Below are 17,400 nucleotides of genomic sequence, written 5' to 3'. Positions count from 1 at the left end.
TGGCCACATCGTGGCGATCGGCGGTGCCGAGGACAGGACTTCCGATCTCGAAATCCTCAAACAGGTTTTCGGTCTCGCCCCCCTGGGCGGTCACGAGGTCGCCATCATCGCCACGGCGAGCAGCATCCCCGATCAGGTACTCCCCGAGTACCAAGCCGCCTTCACCCGCCTGGGCGCCAGCCGTGTCCATGCGCTTGACATCCAGAATCGCAAGCAAGCCGCCGACCCCGGCAATGTCCGTCTGATCGAGCAAAGCGGGGTGATTTTCTTCACCGGCGGTGACCAGCTGCGCCTGACCAATGTGCTGGGCGGCTCGGTGACGCTGAATGCCGTTCGCGAACGCCTGCTGGCCGGCGCCGTGGTGGCCGGCACCAGCGCCGGAGCGGCGGCCATGCCGGGGACCATGATCTACGATGGCGACGCCGCGGATGCCCTGCGCAAGGGAGCCGTCAACATGACCTCCGGCCTCGGCTTCGTCGATGGGCTCATCATCGACAGTCACTTCCTCGAACGCGGGCGTTTCACGCGCCTGATGGCGGTCGGGGCGAGCAACCCGGAGCACCTGGGCGTGGGGCTCGGCGAGGATGCCGCCGTGATCGTTCACCCGAACCGGATTCTCGAGGCCATCGGGTCGGGGCATGTCATCCTCATCGACAGCCGCGACCTCGCGAGCTCGAACATCACCGAGTTGTCGATGGGAGGAGCGGTGGCCATCGAGAACATGATCCTCCATGCGATGGTCAGCGGCCATGGGTTCGATGTCGAGGCGCGACGCTACCTCGTCGCCGACGAACTCAGTGCCTTGCTGGAGGAGAGCCGATGAACATTCTCGAACACCGGGCCCTGCGAGGCCCCAATTATTACAGCCGCTACCAGAGCATTTTCATGCGGCTGGACATCGGCGAGCTCGAGGAGCGTCCCAGCGACACCGTCCCGGGGATCGTCGAGCGCCTCACCGGGCTCATCCCGACCCTGCAGGAGCATCGCTGCTCGGTCGGCCGCCCCGGCGGCTTCCTGGAGCGGCTGGCGCGTGGCACCTGGGCCGGGCACGTCGTGGAACATGTCGCGATCGAGCTGCAGAACCTGATCGGTTTCTCGGTCGGCTACGGCAAGACCATCGACACCTACGAGACCGGTGTCTACAACGTGGTCTACCGCTATCGGGACGAGGCCTGTGGCCTGGCGGCCGGGGTCGAAGCCGTCGATTTCGTCACCCGGCTGTTCAAGGGGGATGAGATCGACATGCCGCCGATCATCGCCCGCCTCAAGGCGGTGCGCGACGCTCACATGCTGGGCCCCTCCACCGCGTCGATCGTCGACGCGGCCAAGCGCCGCGACATCCCCTTCACTCGCCTGAGCGAGGAAAGCAGCTACTTGCAGCTTGGGCATGGCCACCTCCAGCAACGCATCCAGGCGACGGTGACGTGTCGCACCAGCCTGCTCGGCCACGGCATCGCCGACGACAAGGACTGGACCAAGCAGATCCTCGGCGATGCCGGCATCCCGGTACCCCTCGGCCAGATTTGCGGATCGCTCGATGAAGCGCTCGAGGCCGCGACCAGCATCGGGTATCCCGTGGTGGCGAAACCACTCAGCGGCAACCATGGCCGAGGGGTGAGCACCAACCTCCAGGATGAGCAGGCACTGCGCGATGCCTACGCGACCGCCTCCCGGCAGCATCCGTCGGTGATCGTCGAACAGTACATCAAGGGCGAGGACCATCGCCTGCTGGTGATCGACGGCAAGCTCGTCGCCGCGGCCCGGCGGCGCCCGGCCCATGTGGTCGGCGACGGCGAATCCACGCTGCAGGAACTGGTGGACCAGGCCAACCAGGACCCCCGCCGCGGCATCGGCCACGAGAACCTGCTCACCCGGATTCACCTGGATGAGCAGTCGCTGCGGTTGATCAACCAGCAGAACCTGACCCTGCAGAGCGTGATCGCCCAGGACGAGATCGTCTACCTGAAGTCCACGGCGAACCTGAGCTCGGGGGGCACGGCCACGGACGTGACCGATGATGTCCACCCCGAGGTGCATTATGCGGCGGAACGGATCGCCCGGCTGATCGGGCTCGACATCATCGGTATCGACCTCCTCGCCGAGACCCTGACCCGGCCGCTGGAAGAACAGGCGGCGGCGGTGGTCGAGGTCAATGCCGGGCCGGGGTTTCGCATGCACCTGTCCCCGACCCACGGGCAGGGGCGTGATGTCGGCCAACACGTCGTCGACATGCTGTTTCCCGAGGGTAGCGACGGCCGCCTTCCCATCACCGCGGTGACCGGCACCAATGGCAAGACGACGACGGTGCGACTGCTCTCGCACCTGCTTCGCCAAGCCGGGCGAAAGGTCGGCATGGCCTGTACCGGCACCATCGAGATCGACAACCACGTGATCATGCGCGGCGACTACAGCGGCCCGCAGGCGGCCGCCATCGTGCTGCACGAGCCCACTGTGGAGCATGCCGTGCTCGAGGTGGCCCGGGGCGGCATCATGCGTCGCGGCCTGGGCTTCGACGAGTGCGACGTGGGCGTGCTGCTCAATATCGCCAGCGATCACCTGGGCGAGCACGACCTCTATACCCTCGACGATCTGGCGCGCTGCAAGACGGTGGTCATCGACGCCGTGCGCGAAGGGGGGACCGCCGTGCTCAATGCCGACGACCCCTATGTGCTGGAGGGCCAGCAATGGGCGCGCGGCAACATCATCTTCTTCACCCTGGACCCCGACTCGCGCGCCATCCGCCAGCATGTTCGCGACCATGGCGTGGCCTTCACCGTCCACCACGAGCGCATCGTGATGCGCCAGGGCCGCGTCGAGGCCGAGATCATCCCCGTCGATGACGTGCCCATCACCTTCGAGGGACATGCCCGCTTCAACGTCGCCAACGCCCTGGCCGCCAGCGCCGCCGCCTACGCGCTGGGGCTCGACGTCGCCGATATCCAGATGGGGCTGCAGACCTTCCACCCTACGCCCGGCCAGAATCCCGGGCGCACCAATCTCGTGGCGGCCGACGGTGTGCAGGTGCTCATCGACTACGGCCACAATGTACCGGCACTCGAGGCGCTCGACGAGCTCGTCAGCAGCCTCCCGGCGCGCCGCCGCATCAGCGTGGCGAGTGCCCCCGGCAATCGTCGCGATGAGGACCTCATGGCCCTGGGCGCCCAGCTCGCCAGGATGCACGATGTCGTGTTCGTCTGCGAAACCCATCCGCGCGGACGTGCCGTCGGCGAGGCCGCGGGGTTACTGCGCGATGGCGCGGCGGCGGAAAGCGCCTGCGAGCTCGAGATCGTCCTCGACGAGCACATGGCGATCGAGAGGGCCTTCGATGAAGCCCGAGAAGGCGACTTGCTGGTCTTGCTGATCGATGACATCGACGGCGCCATCGAACGCCTCAAGGGGCGCCGCTTTCCGTCCGCCGTCCCGGGAGAGGCGCTCCCATGATGCCTGATGCCGATCGGGACACGCCGCTGCTGACCCTGCTGCGGGTCGGGCGTCTCTACGCGCCGGAACCCCGCGAGGACACCGACCTGCTGATCGCCGACGGCCGGATCGCGGCGCTGGGACGCGACCTCGCCGTGCCGGAAGGTTGGCCCGTGCGCCTGGTGGAGGCTCGCGACCTCACTGCCGTCCCCGCCTTCATCGACCAGCATGTCCACCTCACCGGCGGTGGCGGCGAGGGGGGCTGCGTCACCCGCTGCCCGGAGATCACCGCCGCCGAGATCGCCGCCATGGGCATCGGCACAGTGGTCGGCGTGCTCGGCACCGACAGCATCAGCCGCTCGCCGGCGGACCTGCTGGCCAAGGTGCGCGCCCTGCGCGCCGAGGGCATCGCGGCCTACCTGTACACCGGCGCCTATCGCGTGCCGCCGCCGACCCTCAGCGGCGATCTCCAGCGCGACCTGGCCTGGATTCCCGAGGTCATCGGCCTGGGCGAGCTGGCGATCTCGGATCACCGCTCCAGCCAGCCGCGCCAGGACGAGATCGCACGGCTGGTCAGCGAGGTGCGCGTCGGCGCCTTGCTGGCCGGCAAGCGCGGCATCTGTCACTTCCATGTCGGCGACGGCGACCGCGGCCTGGAACCGCTGCGCCGGCTGCTGTCCGAGACCGAGATTCCCGCCGACCAGCTGATCCCCACCCACGTCAATCGCCGCCACGCCCTGCTCGACGAGGCGGCGGACTACGCGCTTACCTTCGGCGCCAGCATCGACCTGACGGCCTTCGAGGATCCCGGCGAGGAAGGGCTCTCCGCCTTCGACGCGGTGGTCGTGCTGCTCGAGCGCGGCGTGCCGCCGGAGCGCATCACTATCAGCTCCGACTGCAACGGCAGCCTGCCCGAGTTCGACGCCCAGGGCGACTACGTCGGCATGCGCGTGGCACGCAACACCGCCCTGATCGCCGACTGGCAGCGCCTGGTACGCGAAGACATCCTGCCGCTCGAGCATGCCCTGGACCTGATCGCCGGCAACGTCGCCCGGGTGCTCGGGCTGCAGGCCCACAAGGGGCGGCTGGCCGTGGGCTTCGATGCCGATATCACCCTGCTCGACGGCGACCTCCAGCCGCAGAGGACATTCGTGGCGGGCCGCTGCATCTACAGCGAGGGGTAAGTGCTCAGGCTGGACGACGGCGCCACTTCCCGGGAGACAGGCGGTCAAAGGGGACACAGGGACTCAGAGTCACGGGAGGCCAAAGATGCGTGTCCAGCCCTTGATCGCCGTGGAAGACATCGAGCGCAGCCGTCGTTGGTACGAGGCGTTGCTCGGCTGCGTGGGCGTCCATGGCGGCGACGACTACGAGCAGCTGATGATGCCGGGAGACGAGACCGTCTTCCTGCAGCTGCACCTCTGGGAGGCCCATGGCCACCCCAACCTCGAGCCCTCCTTCGTGCGTCCGGGACACGGGGTGCTGTTGTGGTTCGAGGTCGAGGGCTTCCATGACGCCGTGGACCGGGCCCGCGAGATGGAGGCCTGGATCATCGCGGAGCCCCACGTCAACGCCCGGGCCAACCACCGCGAATGCTGGCTGCACGACCCCGACGGCTATACGGTGGTGCTGGCCAGCCGCTATGGCGAGGTCGACTGACGACGCTTCGCGCCCCTCTCCGGCAAGCCGCGACAGGGCCGTCTACACTGCACCGCAACAGGGCGGCCGGCACGGGAACCCACTTGGCAAGAGGGACAGGCATGACGGAAAGGAAGCGCATCGACCTGGCGCTACAAGGCGGCGGCTCCCACGGGGCCCTGACCTGGGGCGTACTGGATCGCCTGCTGGAAGACGACCGACTGGAGATCGATGCCATCAGCGGCACCAGCGCCGGCGCCATGAACGCCGTGATCCTGGCCGACGGGCTCTACAAGGGCGGCCGCGACGGCGCGCGGGAGGCGTTGCTCGCCTTCTGGCGCTCGGTGAGCGAGATGGCCCGCTTCTCGCCCCTGCAGCGCACCTTCTGGGACCGGCTGATGGGCGACGACAGCCTGGATCACTCCCCGGGCTACCTGTTCTTCGAGGGCCTCACCCGGCTGGTCGCCCCGGCCCAGCTCAACCCCCTGGGCATCAATCCGCTGCGCGACCTGATCGAGAAGTGCATCGATTTCGACTGCGTCAACGCCTGCGACAGGGTCAAGGTGTTCGTCACCGCCACCAACGTGCGCACCGGTCGGGCGACGATCTTCCGCCAGCCCGAGCTGACCGTGGACACCCTCATGGCCTCGGCCTGCCTGCCCAATCTGTATCCCGCCGTGGAGATCGATGGCGAGGCCTACTGGGACGGCGGTTACAGCGGCAACCCCGCGCTCTACCCCTTGGTCGACGACCGCGGCTGCAGCGACCTGGTGGTCGTCCAGGTCAACCCCCTGGTGCGCCGCAAGCTGCCCGACAGCGCCCGGGAGATCATCAACCGCATCAACGAGATCACCTTCAACTCGAGCCTGATCAAGGAACTGCGCAGCATCCAGCTGCTGCAGCGGCTGATCGAGGCCGAGGCCCTGGAACTCGAACGATTCCGGGCGATGCGCCTGCACCTGATCCACGCCGAGCACGACATCGAGGAGCTCAGCGCCTCCAGCAAGATGAACGCCGAATGGTCGTTCATCTCGCGCCTGCACGACCTCGGCCGCGCCTGGGCCGACCGCTGGCTCGCCGACCACTTCGAGGCCATCGGCCAACACTCGACCTTCGACCTGGAGGCGGTGTTCGACGACACCTTCCGGCCGCTGGCCAGGCCCGCGGACGCCCCGCCTGGTCCATGAGCGCACCGTCAGGGCCCGGTGCCCGCCCTCGGCAATACCATCGATTCGGGAGAGCATACCGGTGACGAGTCAGCCCCATTGGGACGCGATCTACCGCAGCAAGGCCCCGGACCAGCTCAGCTGGTACCAGCCGCACCTGGCGGCCTCGCTACGGTTGATCGAGGCGGGGGCACCGGAGCGGGACACGGCCATCATCGACGTGGGCGGCGGCGAGGCCACCCTGGTCGACGACCTGCTCGCCCGGGGCTATCGCGACCTCACCGTCCTGGACATCTCCCCCGAGGCGCTCGAGGTGGCCAAGCGCCGCCTGGGCGACGCCGCCGAACGGGTGACCTGGCGGGTGGCCGACATCACCCGGGACGCCCTGCCGGCGCGACGCTACGGTTTCTGGCATGATCGGGCGGTCTTCCACTTCCTGGTCACCCCCGAGCAACGAGCCGCCTATGTCCGCCAGCTGCGGAACAGCCTGACACCCGGCGGGCAGCTGGTGATCGCCACCTTCGGGCCGGAAGGCCCCACCCGCTGCAGTGGCCTCGACGTGGTCCGCTACGATGCCGACACCCTGGCCGCTCAGCTCGGCCCCGATTTCGAGTTGGTGAGCCACCAACTCGAGACGCACCACACGCCGAACGGCAAACCCCAGTCCTTCCTGTACGCTCACTTCCGGCGCAGCGCCGAAGGCTGAATCCGCACACCCCCGCGCCAGCGTCCCATTCCCGTCCCTTCTCGCGAGGACCGACGGGATCACGCCCTGCTGCCCTCCACTGCGTTGAAGGACGTCACTTCGCCGACACCGAACAACCGCTATAGTGGGGCCAAGGATAATTCGGGGCCTTCACCAGAATGAAGACTCCGGCCATGGATAAGCAGGACTACTGCACGATGGAAGGTCCACATTCGACCCATCTACGGCCTTGCCGACAAATGCAGCCTGCATGCTCACCCTTTTATGCTGCTGGCATGATGATCGGTGCCATGCTTCCAAATTATTAATAATAAAAAGGAGTTTCAAGAGGTAGGGGGATAAGCGACGTGCGCTACAACATCAATGAACGCGTTAGCACATTCGTCCAGTCATAAGATGCGCAGCCGAATCACTGTTAGGCAATCCACACTGATGCAGTCTTCACTTTTAAAGTTCGGAACCGGGAACTCGAATCCATGTTGAATGTGCTTTTCGTCGCTATCGGGGTGTTGCTTTTGACGAGTGGCGGGGAGGCTCTGATCAGGGGAGCCTTGGCCGCTGCGAATCGAATGAGCGTTTCACCTTTGCTCAGTGGCTTGTTGATTGTGGGGTTTGGTACTTCTGCTCCGGAGCTGGTCGTATCGATCGACGCAGCTCTGAATGAGCGGCCTGACATGGCAATCGGGAACGTCGTCGGGAGCAATATCGGCAACATCCTGCTGATTCTGGGGATATGCACGTTGATAACGCCCCTCGCCGTTAAGCCGCTCGTACTACGCCGTGATGGTGTCACGGTTGTGGCCGCAAGCATCCTGTTTCTCATTCTTGTCGGTGGGGATGCCTTGGTAAGGTCTGACGCTGCCATGTTCCTTCTGGCGCTACTGGTTTATCTGATCTGGGCTTATTGGACCGAGCGCTCAGGGGAAGCACCTTCTGCGCAATTGCACAGAGCGGAAGGGCAAGAACTGACCTCCTTGCCAAGAACAGTACTGTGGATAATCATGGCGATTGTGTCGGGTTTGGTGCTGTTGATCGCTGGTTCCCAAGTACTGTTAATGGGAGCCGTGGGAATCGCTGAGACGCTTGGAGTTTCAGAGGCTGTCATAGGTCTCACCCTTGTAGCGGTTGGCACGTCTCTTCCGGAGCTTTCCATCTCGGTAATCGCAGCATTCAGGCGGCATGCCGATGTCGCCATTGGGAACGTCCTGGGCAGTAATATTTTCAATCTTCTGGGAATACTCGGAGTTTCCGCGCTGCTACAGCCGCTTCCAGTTCATGAGCGAATCATTAAGTTTGACCAGTGGATCATGCTGGGCACCTCTCTGATACTATTGTTATTTCTTTATACAGGCAGTCGGCTTAGCCGACTCGAGGGCGGATTACTCCTGCTCGGCTACGGAGTGTATGTGAGTCTGAGTTTTACTGTGTTCGGTGTGTAAGGCCCGGCCTAGAAAAGGCCTAACCAGGCCAAGCACAGCGACGGCTTGTCCGTTGTGGCTTCGCGTCCACTACAAAGCTGAGCGTGTTGTCGGCGTTTCACCCAAGTTTCTACTCGTTTGCTTCTGGCCGGATGCCGGACTTCAGGCTACGCTGCAGGAGGTGGTGCGGCAGCTGATGACCCAAAGGGAGTTCTTGGAAAATGCCGTCGGCATCATGCACAAGGGCTATGATGAATTTCTTCTGACTCCATCTGGTTGGTCGTGAATGACACACGGTATAAACCGAATAATGCACAGAAACGCTCACCCAATCAAAGATGGGACGCCTGACAACTCTTAGGAGACAAACAAGCGCTTCATGTACCATCCATTCGACCCCTAGACCAAAGCATTATCAACTTAACCCCGACGACTGCTCCCAAAGATCACATTAGACTTATCATTCTTTCACCTGACACTACTAATGTCCTGCCATTCACAAATAACAAGAAGTCTTGTTTCAGGGCGAAACATGAGCCACAAGCATAAAAACCACAGGGGGAAAAAAGCGATGGAGCTTGTCGGCAATACCATCATGTCTGAGTTCTCTAACTTTAACGATTTGAGTGAGTTCGTCGTTGTTGTGATTCGATTGCTGTTCGCTGCCCTTCTGGGTGGCCTGCTTGGTCTCGAACGAGAACAGCGTGGCAAGTCCGCTGGAATACGCACCCATATGTTGGTTTGCATGGGGGCTGCTCTGTTTATATTTATCCCGCAGCAAGCGGGTATCTCGGATTCGGAGATGAGTCGAGTCATTCAGGGGGTGATTGCCGGCATCGGCTTTCTATGTGCCGGAACGATCATCACCGGTAAGGATGACCAAGGTGCTACAGGACTTACCACGGCGGCTGGTATTTGGTTCACGGCAGCCATAGGGATAGCCGTTGGTCTGGGGCGCGAGCAGACTGCGGTGTTGTGTACGGCTCTGGCTTGGGTGGTACTGTATGTAGTGCCCTTCTTGACTCGCTTGATACACAACAAAATCCCATGATGCTGGACACCCAAACATTAATTTCTTATCAGAACATCGACATAACACCTGACCAGTCCATTGAATGTGTTCCCTATACTTACGGTCACCGGACGCTCGTGCCTCGCCCCGGTTAACACATCATCATATCATCTTTTGCCGAACGTCCGCTCCTGGCTGGATGCCGAACTTCAGGCTATGCTGATTGAACTGGTGTGGCAGTTAACGACCAAGGCGGACGTTCCAGCAAGATGCTGCCGGTGCGTTCACCCGGGGCAAACCGGGGACAGGCCCGAATGCCATTCGGGACAGATCCCATCTGGCCCATTTTTCGGGACATCGGGGAGGCCCCCATCCATCCTCCCATGGCGTCAGGCGTCTAGTGGGGGGATTCAACCAGGCTACGCAGAGCGGAGCCAGGAGGGAAATCATGAGTGAGTCAACTCATCGAGAGTCCGCCTTGGCCTCCTCGGTCAGGCGTCTGGTGACGCGGGTCCCCATGAGCGTTCGCTGTGTAGCATTGTGCGCAGTACTGGTATTTGCGAACCTTCCCGCCATTGTCCTGGCCCAATCACCATGCCCGGGAATTCACGTAAAGATTCTGGACATAAAAAACAGCACTGGAGCCGTAGCTTGCGCGCTTTTCGAGTCGCCAGTGGGTTTCCCTACTGAATTTCTTCACTCCGCAACCAATATCATGGTAATAAAGATTCGGGATACGCAGGCGCGTTGCGACTTTTTAGACATCCCGCCGGGGACGTATGCGTTGGCCGTCATTCATGATGAAAACATGGACGGCAAGCTTGACGCCAACTGGCTGGGGGTCCCCACGGAAGGCTACGGTTTTTCAAACGACGTAACAGCCAGGATGAGTGCACCTTCATTCGACGCCGCCAGCTTTCCATACGGTGGGCGAAACCTAGATCTGACGATCAGCTTGAATTACTGAGCGATCTTCTCATGGACACCGAAGAGTTCTTTCAATCCAGCACGCCCATTCAGAGTTTGCATCGCCTAACACGTCGCTCAAGCGGGCGTCGGCTTTGCAGCCGCCGCTTAGCTTCCCCGTTTAGGCGACACGAAAGGCGCGTGGTTGTGGGGCAGGGCGACCGCCGGCCAGATGTCCCAGGGCGAATGGCAGGCGTAAGTGCTCTTCTCACCAGCCCGTTACCTCGGCAGGGTATTCGGCCAAGGTACCGGGGCCACTTGGGGCCCGTCCGATATCCCGAGAAATTGGGTCTTATCGGGACAGCCTTTGCATCGAAGGAGCGCCTTGAAAGACGGCAAGGGAGGCCGGGTGTTCGTCTTTATTAGCGAGGATTAAACAATGGATCCTATCGTACTGATCATTATCGTGATCTTGGCTGTCGCTCTGCTGGGTGGCGGCTACGGTTACCGCAGCGGCAACAACGTTCTCGCCGGGGGCGGCGGCATAGTCGGGCTAATCCTGATCGTCCTCCTGATTCTTTTCCTGATGGGCCGTTTATAACGGTGATTGAATGCCCGTCCGGGGACGATTAAGGGCAGGCTGCCGAACCAGTCGTTGCAGCAGATGGGGCCGGCATTACGGCTTTCCGAGGTATGAAGGGGCTGCAACCGACCCCGCTGCTGAACTTTGTCGTTACATCCGACCTTGCTGAAGGTCCGTTTTTTGCCGAGTGGGGAACTTTAGGCGGCACAGGATGGAATGGCTGGGGCAGCCCCATCCAAGTGATGGTTGCAGGTTAGCGGTTGCTTCCTCCTCGATTGCTCCCGTGCTATACCACGCGATCATTCGCTCCTGACGTACTGGCTTGCCACCTGGCGATGGCTGGCCAGGTGAGGGGCTTCAGACTCTCTGTGGCGCGAGCACCTGCCGGTGAAGGGCTTATCTCAGTGTGCTGCCTGAACGGGGTGTCCACGGCTCCTGGACAAGATCAGAAAACGTGGCGGCCGGGCGGTGCGGTCAACGAGCTGCTTGCTGAATGCGGGCTGGATGCCGGTGGCATCGAGGCGGCTTCGCGCCCGCCTCACGCCACTGGGCCCTCACCCGCCGGACGTACTCGCGTCGTCGACCCGCACTCGGACATAGGACCCCGGTGCCTCCTCGAGGGGCGGGAAGCGGCGGCTGCCGGGATCCCGGGCGGCCACCTGGTCGCCGGCGTGGCGCTTGAGCCAGCTGCGCCATTCCGGCCACCAGGAACCCGGGTGGTGGGTGGCCGAGGCCAGCCAGCGCTCGGGATCGCGCGGCAGGCGTCCATAGCTCCAGTAGCCGTACTTCGAGGAGCCGGCCGGGTTGATGACCCCGGCGATATGCCCGGACCCGCCGAGCAGGAAACGGGGGCGCTTGCCCAGCAGGTACGCACCGCGGTAACTGGACTGCCAGGGGGCGATGTGATCCTTCTCGGTCGCCACGAAGAACGCCGGGATGCGCACCTGGCTCAGGTCGATGGCTTGCCCCGCCAGGGAGATCCCCCCCGGTTCGGCCAGGCGGTTTTCCAGGTACATGTTGCGCAGGTAATAGCTCTGCATGCGCCGTGGCATGCGGGTGGAATCCGAATTCCAGTAGAGCAGGTCGAAGGCCTGGGGGGTGCGGCCGAGCAGGTAGTTGTTGATCACGAATCCCCAGATCAGGTCGGCGGACTGCAGCAGGTTGAAGGCGTTGGCCAGGTGCGTGCCCTCCAGATAGCCGCGCTGCGCCATGTGCTGCTCCATATAGCGGACCTGCTCCTCGTCGATGAACACCTCCAGCGGCCCCACCTCGCTGAAGTCGAGCAGGGTGGTGAAGAAGGTGGCACTGTGCACCCGCTCATCGCCTCGAGCGGCCTGATGCGCCAGGGTGCTGGCCAGCAGGGTGCCGCCGATGCAGTAGCCGATGGTGTTGAGCGTCTCCTCGCCGGTGACTTCCGCCACCACGTCCATGGCCTTGAGGGTGCCCTGGGTGAGGTAGTCGTCGAAGGCCACCTCGGCATAGCGTTCATCCGGGTTGACCCAGGAAATCACGAAGACGGTTATCCCCTGCTCCACGGCCCAGCGGATGAAGGAGCGCTGCGGGGTCAGGTCCAGGATGTAGAACTTGTTGATCCAGGGCGGGACGATCAGCAGCGGCCGGCGGTCGACCTCCTCGGTGGTCGGTGCATATTGGATGAGCTGCATCAGCTGATTCTGGTAGATGACCTTGCCCGGGGTCACCGCAAGGTTCTTGCCCAGCTCCAGCTCGGCCGAATCGCTCTGCTTGATGCGCAACAAGCCCTCGCCCCGGGCCAGGTCCTCCATCAGGTTGGCCAGGCCCTGCAGCAGGTTGGCGCCGCCGGTGCGCACCGTGGCCTCGATCACCTCCGGGTTGGTGATGGCATAGTTGCTGGGAGCGAGGGCGTCCATCAGTTGATGGGCATAGAACTCGACCTTCACCCGCTCGTCGTGATCCAGTTCCTCGGTGACCTCATGCACCCCCTTCAACCACTGCTCGGCGGTCAGTTGGTAGGCCTGGCGGAGCGCGTCGAAGAAGAGGTTCTCCTCCCACCCCTTGCCCTTGAAGCGCCGGTCCCGCGGGTCGGGCGCGGCGGCCGGTGATGGCGCCTCGCCAGACAGGCGCCGCGCGGTGATCTGCCAGAGTGTCGTATAGCCCTGCCACAACTGCTGCTGGACCTCCAGGGCGCGTTGCGGATGGAGCAGGAACTGCTGGCTGAGGCGGGTAAGCGCCTTGGCCGCGACCGCCGGGTCGGGCAGGGTGAAGAAGTCCCCGCGTGCCTGGCGCTCGAGCCAGCCCTGCCAGGCCCGGGACGATCCTGCCGACAATCGCTCGAGGGCCTCGGCATAGCGCTGTGCCAGTTCGTCGGATGGCGTCTCTTGGGGTGGTATCGCCTGATCGCCAGGTTTCGCTGACGACGGTTTCTGGTCACTCATGGCCTTGCCCCTTGGTGAGTACTGCTCGATAGCGGCATCGTCCGACCCATGGCCGGAGGCAGGCCGACGAACCAGGGCCGACACGCTGCCCCCCTCTGCCGCAACCCTACCGTTTCAGTATCGTCGGGGCTGAGTGAGACGCCAGCCAGGATGCGCTCCCCTACCCCAGCAGCCAACATCATCAAGGCGGCCCATGTCGTCAGGCTCGCCTGGCGTGGCGGCGCCCTGCCGCCTTGTCGCTTCCGGCTGGCTCACCTAGCTTGAGAGTCAATCGCCTTGCGCCACGGCCCGGCTCACCGGGCGCCTGGGGCGCGACGTGCCGATACCCGACGAGGAGCCGGCATGATGGAAACGACCGAGCATTCCCCCGAGGCTGCGGTGTCCGTCCACCTGACCCTGAATGGTGTCCCGGTCACCGCCGAGGTCTCCCCCAACGCCATCCTGCTCGACGTGCTGTGCGAGCAGCTCGGGCTGACCGGCACCAAGAAGGGCTGCGATCACGGCCAGTGCGGAGCCTGCACGGTGCATGTCGATGGCCGGGCGATGAACGCCTGCCTGCGCCTGGCCGTGATGTGCGAGGGCCAGGCCATCACCACCATCGAGGGGCTGGCCGAGGCGGGCCACCTGCACCCGGTGCAACAGGCCTTCCTCGACCACGATGCCTTCCAGTGCGGCTACTGCAGCCCGGGGCAGATCATGTCCGCCGTGGCACTGCTCGAGGATCGCCGTGTCCCCGGCGATATCGCCACGGTCCGCGAGGCGATGAGCGGCAACCTCTGCCGTTGCGGCGCCTACCAGAACATCCTCGCGGCGATCCAGGATGCCCGCCTTCGCCTGCACGGGCAGGAGGGAGGAGACGGCGCATGAGGACCTTCGCCTTCGCCCGAGCCGACAGCGTCGCACGCGCGGTGGAGTACCGTCAGGACGAGCCGGCCGGCGCCTTCGTGGCCGGCGGCACCACCCTGCTCGACCTGGTCAAGCTCGACGTCATGCGCCCGTCCCGGGTCATCGACATCAACGCCCTGCCGCTGAACACGGTCGAACGCCTGCCCGATGACCGCCTGCGCATCGGCGCCCTGGTGACCAATACCGACCTCGCCTACCACCCGGACGTGCTCGCCGATCACCCCCTGCTGTCCCAGGCGATCCTGGCGGGCGCCTCGACCCAGGTGCGCAACATGGCCACCACCGGCGGCAACCTGATGCAGCGCACCCGCTGTCCCTACTTCCGCGACGCGGCGGCGGCCTGCAACAAGCGCGAGCCGGGCAGTGGCTGCGACGCCCGGCACGGCGTCAACCGCATGCACGCCGTGCTCGGCGGCAGCAGCGAGTGCGTGGCGGTGCATCCCTCCGACATGTGCGTGGCCCTGGCCGCCATCGGCGCCACCCTCACCCTGCACGGCCCGAGCGGCGAGCGCGAGATCGATTTCGCCGACTTCCACCGCCTGCCCGGCACGACGCCGCATCTCGAACACGACCTCGACGACGAGCTGATCGTCGCCGTCACCCTGGCGCCGCCGCTCATGCCGCTGGGCACGGCCTACGTCAAGCTGCGCGATCGCGCCGCCTTCGAGTTCGCCCTGGCCTCCGCCGGGGCCATGCTGTCGCTGGACGAGGAGCTGATCGGCGAGGCGCGCCTGGCACTGGGCGGCGTGGCCACCAAGCCCTGGCGCTGCCGCGAGGCCGAGGCGCTGCTGGCGGGCAAGCAAGCCGACACTGCCGCCTTCGAGGCGGCGGCGGACGTCGCCCTGGCCGATGCCCGGCCGCTCTCCCACAACGCCTTCAAGATTCCGCTGGCGCGCCAGGCCATCGTGCGGGCACTGCGCGACGCCGCCCGGCGCGCCAGGGAGGACGACTCATGAGCGCCATCCCCGAGCATCCCGTCGTCGGCCGGCGCACGCCGCGTATCGACGGCGAGGACAAGCTGACCGGCCGCGCCGACTATACCGTCGACCATCGGATCGAGGACATGCTCTACGGCTATCCGGTGCCGGCGAGCATCGCCCATGGCACGCTCGAAGTCCTTGAGCTCGATGCCGCCCGCGCCATGCCCGGCGTCGTGGACATCCTCCACCACGGGCACTTCCCCGACCTGCATCGCTCGCCCAACAGCCTGCGCCAGGGCGATGCGGTCAGCGAGGTCCGCCTTCCCTTCGAGGACGACCGGATCCATTATCACGGCCAGTACATCGCCCTGGTGGTGGCGGAAACCTTCGCGCAGGCCCGTGCCGCGGCCTTCCAGGTGGAGGCGCGCTACCATCGGGACGCGGGGGTCGTGACCGGCCTGGCGGCCAGCGACGACGAGGGCGAAGAGGTCGGCCACTACATGCGCGGCGAGCCCGAGCTCGCCTTCGGCATCGCCCCGATGATCCTCGACGAGACCTACACCATGGCCGCCGAGAGCCATCTGCAGCTGGAACCGCACGCCACCCTGGCCGAGTGGCGCGAGGCGGACCAGCGGCTGATCGTCCACGAATCGACCCAGGGCGTCTTCTACCAGCGCAACGCCCTGGCGCGCATCTTCGACCTGCCGCCGGAGCGGGTCGAGGTGATCTCGCACTACATCGGCTCGGGCTTCGGTAACAAGCTGTTCATGTGGCCGCATGCCGTCGCCACCGCCGCGGCCGCGCGGCTGCTCGGTCGCCCGGTCAAGACGGTGCTGCCCCGCCAGCAGGACATGATGACCACCGGCCACCGCCCCGCCTCGCGCCAGCGCATCCGCCTCGGCGCCGAGTTCGACGGCAGCCTGGCCTCGATCCAGCACGACAGCCTCACCGAGACCTCCACCGTCGACCGCTATGTCGATGCCTGCGGGGGCGCCACGCCCAGCGCCTATGCCTGCGACAGTGTCGCGACCCACCAGCGCATCCTGCCGGTCCATCACGGCACCCCCTGTCCGATGCGCGCCCCGGGCGAGGTGTCCGGCGTGTTCGCGCTGGAGAGTGCCATCGACGAGCTGGCCGTGGCCCTCGACATGGACCCGCTGGCCCTGCGCCTGCAGAACTACGCCCACCAGGACCCGCAGCGCGGCCTGCCGTGGTCGAGCAAGCACCTCGACCGCTGCCTGGAAAGCGCGGCCGAGCGGTTCGGCTGGGCCTCGCGGGACCGGCGGGTCGGCAGCATGGGCGACGGCGACGAGATCATCGGCCAGGGCATGGCCTCGGCCACCTGGTTCGCCGGGCGCCAGCCCTGTGCGGCCCGGGTGACGCTGCGCGCCGATGGCACGGTATTCGCGGCCTGCGGCACCCAGGATATCGGCACCGGCACCTACACCATCGTCGCCCAGACGGTGGCCGACCTCACCGGCGTGCCGATCGCGCATATCGAAGTCCGGCTGGGCGAGACCAGTCTCCCCGCCGGCCCCCTCTCCGGCGGGTCGATGACCACCGCCTCCACGCTGCCGGCCGTCGCCGCCGCCACGCGCGACGCCCTGGCGGCCCTCGAGCAGGTCGCCACCGGGCCGGGGGGGCACTTCGAGGGCCTCGCCCCTGCCACCCTGAAGGTCGAGGCGGGCGCCCTGGTGGCCGAGGGCCGACGGGCGGACTTCGCCGAGATCCTCGCGCGCCACCGCCTCTCCGGCGTCACCGGCGAGGGCAGCACCGCGCCGGGGGACGAGCGACGGGAGTACAGCTTCCGCTCCTTCGGCGCCCACTTCGTCGAGGTGCGCTGGGACCCGGGCATCTCCCGGCTACGGGTGGCCCGGGTGGTCAGCAGCATCGACGTCGGCCGGGTCATCAACCCCGTCGCGGCACGCAACCAGGTGGAGGGAGCGATCGTGATGGGCATCGGCATGGCACTGCTCGAGGGACTCGACTACGACCCGCGCGACGCCCGACTAATCAACGCCAACGCCTCCGACTATCGCATCCCGGTCCACGCCGACATGCCCGAGATCGACGTCGAGCTGCTCGACTATCCCGACTACCGCTTCAACGAGTTCGGCGCCCGCGGCATCGGCGAGATCGGCCTGACGGGGATCGCGGCGGCCCTCGCCAACGCCGTCTACCATGCCACCGGCAAGCGCCTGCGCGATCTCCCGATCAGCGTGGAAACGCTGGTGTCGCCGGACTGAGGGATAAAGACCGTGTCTTCGGCGTCCAGGGACTGGGCAGCGTCGTTACCCGCCACCCGAGGCCT

14 protein-coding genes are annotated in these 17,400 nt (G+C 65.3%); 13 read left to right on the top strand and 1 reads right to left on the bottom strand.

Annotation, left to right across the window (positions count from 1 at the left end):
- The first annotated feature begins 10 nt into the window (after positions 1-10).
- The 10 genes from OCT48_RS07525 (at position 11) to OCT48_RS07480 (ending at position 10,867) form a co-directional block, all read left to right on the top strand.
- Entirely contained in the window at positions 11-823 is an 813-nt protein-coding gene (locus OCT48_RS07525; protein ID WP_263592081.1) for a cyanophycinase, read from the top strand.
- The gene (gene cphA / locus OCT48_RS07520; protein WP_263592080.1) at positions 820-3,441 is read left to right on the top strand and encodes a cyanophycin synthetase; all 2,622 of its coding nucleotides are present in this window, start codon (positions 820-822) and stop codon (positions 3,439-3,441) included. Before OCT48_RS07525 ends, cphA begins: the two co-directional genes overlap by 4 nt.
- On the top strand, positions 3,438-4,604 hold the full coding sequence (iadA, locus tag OCT48_RS07515) for a beta-aspartyl-peptidase (protein WP_263592079.1): 1,167 nt from the start codon (positions 3,438-3,440) through the stop codon (positions 4,602-4,604). The genes cphA and iadA overlap by 4 nt, the downstream gene beginning before the upstream one ends.
- A gap of 85 nt (positions 4,605-4,689) precedes the next feature.
- Positions 4,690-5,079 carry a VOC family protein gene (locus tag OCT48_RS07510; RefSeq protein WP_263592078.1) on the top strand — a complete coding sequence of 130 codons (390 nt, stop codon included), beginning with the start codon at positions 4,690-4,692 and terminating at the stop codon, positions 5,077-5,079.
- 101 nt (positions 5,080-5,180) lie between these two features.
- The gene (locus OCT48_RS07505; RefSeq protein WP_263592077.1) at positions 5,181-6,245 is read left to right on the top strand and encodes a patatin-like phospholipase family protein; all 1,065 of its coding nucleotides are present in this window, start codon (positions 5,181-5,183) and stop codon (positions 6,243-6,245) included.
- A 61-nt stretch (positions 6,246-6,306) separates the two neighbouring features.
- Positions 6,307-6,930: a class I SAM-dependent methyltransferase gene (locus OCT48_RS07500; RefSeq protein WP_263592076.1), complete on the top strand. Its 624-nt coding sequence runs from the start codon at positions 6,307-6,309 to the stop codon at positions 6,928-6,930.
- A gap of 476 nt (positions 6,931-7,406) precedes the next feature.
- Positions 7,407-8,369 (top strand): calcium/sodium antiporter, encoded by a 963-nt coding sequence (locus OCT48_RS07495; protein ID WP_263592075.1) that lies wholly within the window; start codon positions 7,407-7,409, stop codon positions 8,367-8,369.
- Positions 8,370-8,880: 511 nt separating this feature from the next.
- Positions 8,881-9,399 carry an MgtC/SapB family protein gene (locus OCT48_RS07490; protein ID WP_263592074.1) on the top strand — a complete coding sequence of 173 codons (519 nt, stop codon included), beginning with the start codon at positions 8,881-8,883 and terminating at the stop codon, positions 9,397-9,399.
- A 409-nt stretch (positions 9,400-9,808) separates the two neighbouring features.
- The gene (locus OCT48_RS07485) at positions 9,809-10,327 is read left to right on the top strand and encodes a DUF2141 domain-containing protein (protein WP_263592073.1); all 519 of its coding nucleotides are present in this window, start codon (positions 9,809-9,811) and stop codon (positions 10,325-10,327) included.
- Positions 10,328-10,705: 378 nt separating this feature from the next.
- Positions 10,706-10,867 (top strand): DUF3309 domain-containing protein, encoded by a 162-nt coding sequence (locus tag OCT48_RS07480; RefSeq protein ID WP_263592072.1) that lies wholly within the window; start codon positions 10,706-10,708, stop codon positions 10,865-10,867.
- A 536-nt stretch (positions 10,868-11,403) separates the two neighbouring features.
- Here the strand turns inward: OCT48_RS07480 and OCT48_RS07475 are convergent.
- Positions 11,404-13,263 (bottom strand): PHA/PHB synthase family protein, encoded by a 1,860-nt coding sequence (locus OCT48_RS07475; RefSeq protein ID WP_263592071.1) that lies wholly within the window; start codon positions 13,261-13,263, stop codon positions 11,404-11,406.
- Positions 13,264-13,605: 342 nt separating this feature from the next.
- On the opposite strand from OCT48_RS07475, the gene OCT48_RS07470 reads away from it, so the two are divergent.
- The 3 genes from OCT48_RS07470 to OCT48_RS07460 are packed head-to-tail and all read left to right on the top strand — an operon-like array spanning position 13,606 to position 17,335.
- Positions 13,606-14,130: a (2Fe-2S)-binding protein gene (locus OCT48_RS07470; protein WP_263592070.1), complete on the top strand. Its 525-nt coding sequence runs from the start codon at positions 13,606-13,608 to the stop codon at positions 14,128-14,130.
- On the top strand, positions 14,127-15,125 hold the full coding sequence (locus tag OCT48_RS07465; protein ID WP_263592069.1) for an FAD binding domain-containing protein: 999 nt from the start codon (positions 14,127-14,129) through the stop codon (positions 15,123-15,125). The genes OCT48_RS07470 and OCT48_RS07465 overlap by 4 nt, the downstream gene beginning before the upstream one ends.
- Entirely contained in the window at positions 15,122-17,335 is a 2,214-nt protein-coding gene (locus OCT48_RS07460; protein WP_263592068.1) for a xanthine dehydrogenase family protein molybdopterin-binding subunit, read from the top strand. The genes OCT48_RS07465 and OCT48_RS07460 overlap by 4 nt, the downstream gene beginning before the upstream one ends.
- Positions 17,336-17,400 lie beyond the last annotated feature (65 nt).

It is taken from the genome of Halomonas sp. M4R1S46 (assembly GCF_025725685.1).
GTDB lineage: Bacteria > Pseudomonadota > Gammaproteobacteria > Pseudomonadales > Halomonadaceae > Halomonas.
This window is presented reverse-complemented; position numbering and strand designations above follow the sequence as displayed.

Excerpts from the sequence above, each read along its gene's own strand:
- OCT48_RS07490 (WP_263592074.1), top strand. The coding sequence starts at position 8,881 with ATGAGCCACAAGCATAAAAACCACAGGGGGAAAAAAGCGATGGAGCTT.
- OCT48_RS07480 (WP_263592072.1), top strand. The coding sequence starts at position 10,706 with ATGGATCCTATCGTACTGATCATTATCGTGATCTTGGCTGTCGCTCTG.
- OCT48_RS07510 (WP_263592078.1), top strand. The coding sequence starts at position 4,690 with ATGCGTGTCCAGCCCTTGATCGCCGTGGAAGACATCGAGCGCAGCCGT.
- iadA (WP_263592079.1), top strand. The coding sequence starts at position 3,438 with ATGATGCCTGATGCCGATCGGGACACGCCGCTGCTGACCCTGCTGCGG.
- cphA (WP_263592080.1), top strand. The coding sequence starts at position 820 with ATGAACATTCTCGAACACCGGGCCCTGCGAGGCCCCAATTATTACAGC.
- OCT48_RS07470 (WP_263592070.1), top strand. The coding sequence starts at position 13,606 with ATGATGGAAACGACCGAGCATTCCCCCGAGGCTGCGGTGTCCGTCCAC.
- OCT48_RS07505 (WP_263592077.1), top strand. The coding sequence starts at position 5,181 with ATGACGGAAAGGAAGCGCATCGACCTGGCGCTACAAGGCGGCGGCTCC.
- OCT48_RS07475 (WP_263592071.1), bottom strand. The coding sequence starts at position 13,263 with ATGAGTGACCAGAAACCGTCGTCAGCGAAACCTGGCGATCAGGCGATA.
- OCT48_RS07460 (WP_263592068.1), top strand. The coding sequence starts at position 15,122 with ATGAGCGCCATCCCCGAGCATCCCGTCGTCGGCCGGCGCACGCCGCGT.
- OCT48_RS07485 (WP_263592073.1), top strand. The coding sequence starts at position 9,809 with ATGAGTGAGTCAACTCATCGAGAGTCCGCCTTGGCCTCCTCGGTCAGG.
- OCT48_RS07495 (WP_263592075.1), top strand. The coding sequence starts at position 7,407 with ATGTTGAATGTGCTTTTCGTCGCTATCGGGGTGTTGCTTTTGACGAGT.
- OCT48_RS07465 (WP_263592069.1), top strand. The coding sequence starts at position 14,127 with ATGAGGACCTTCGCCTTCGCCCGAGCCGACAGCGTCGCACGCGCGGTG.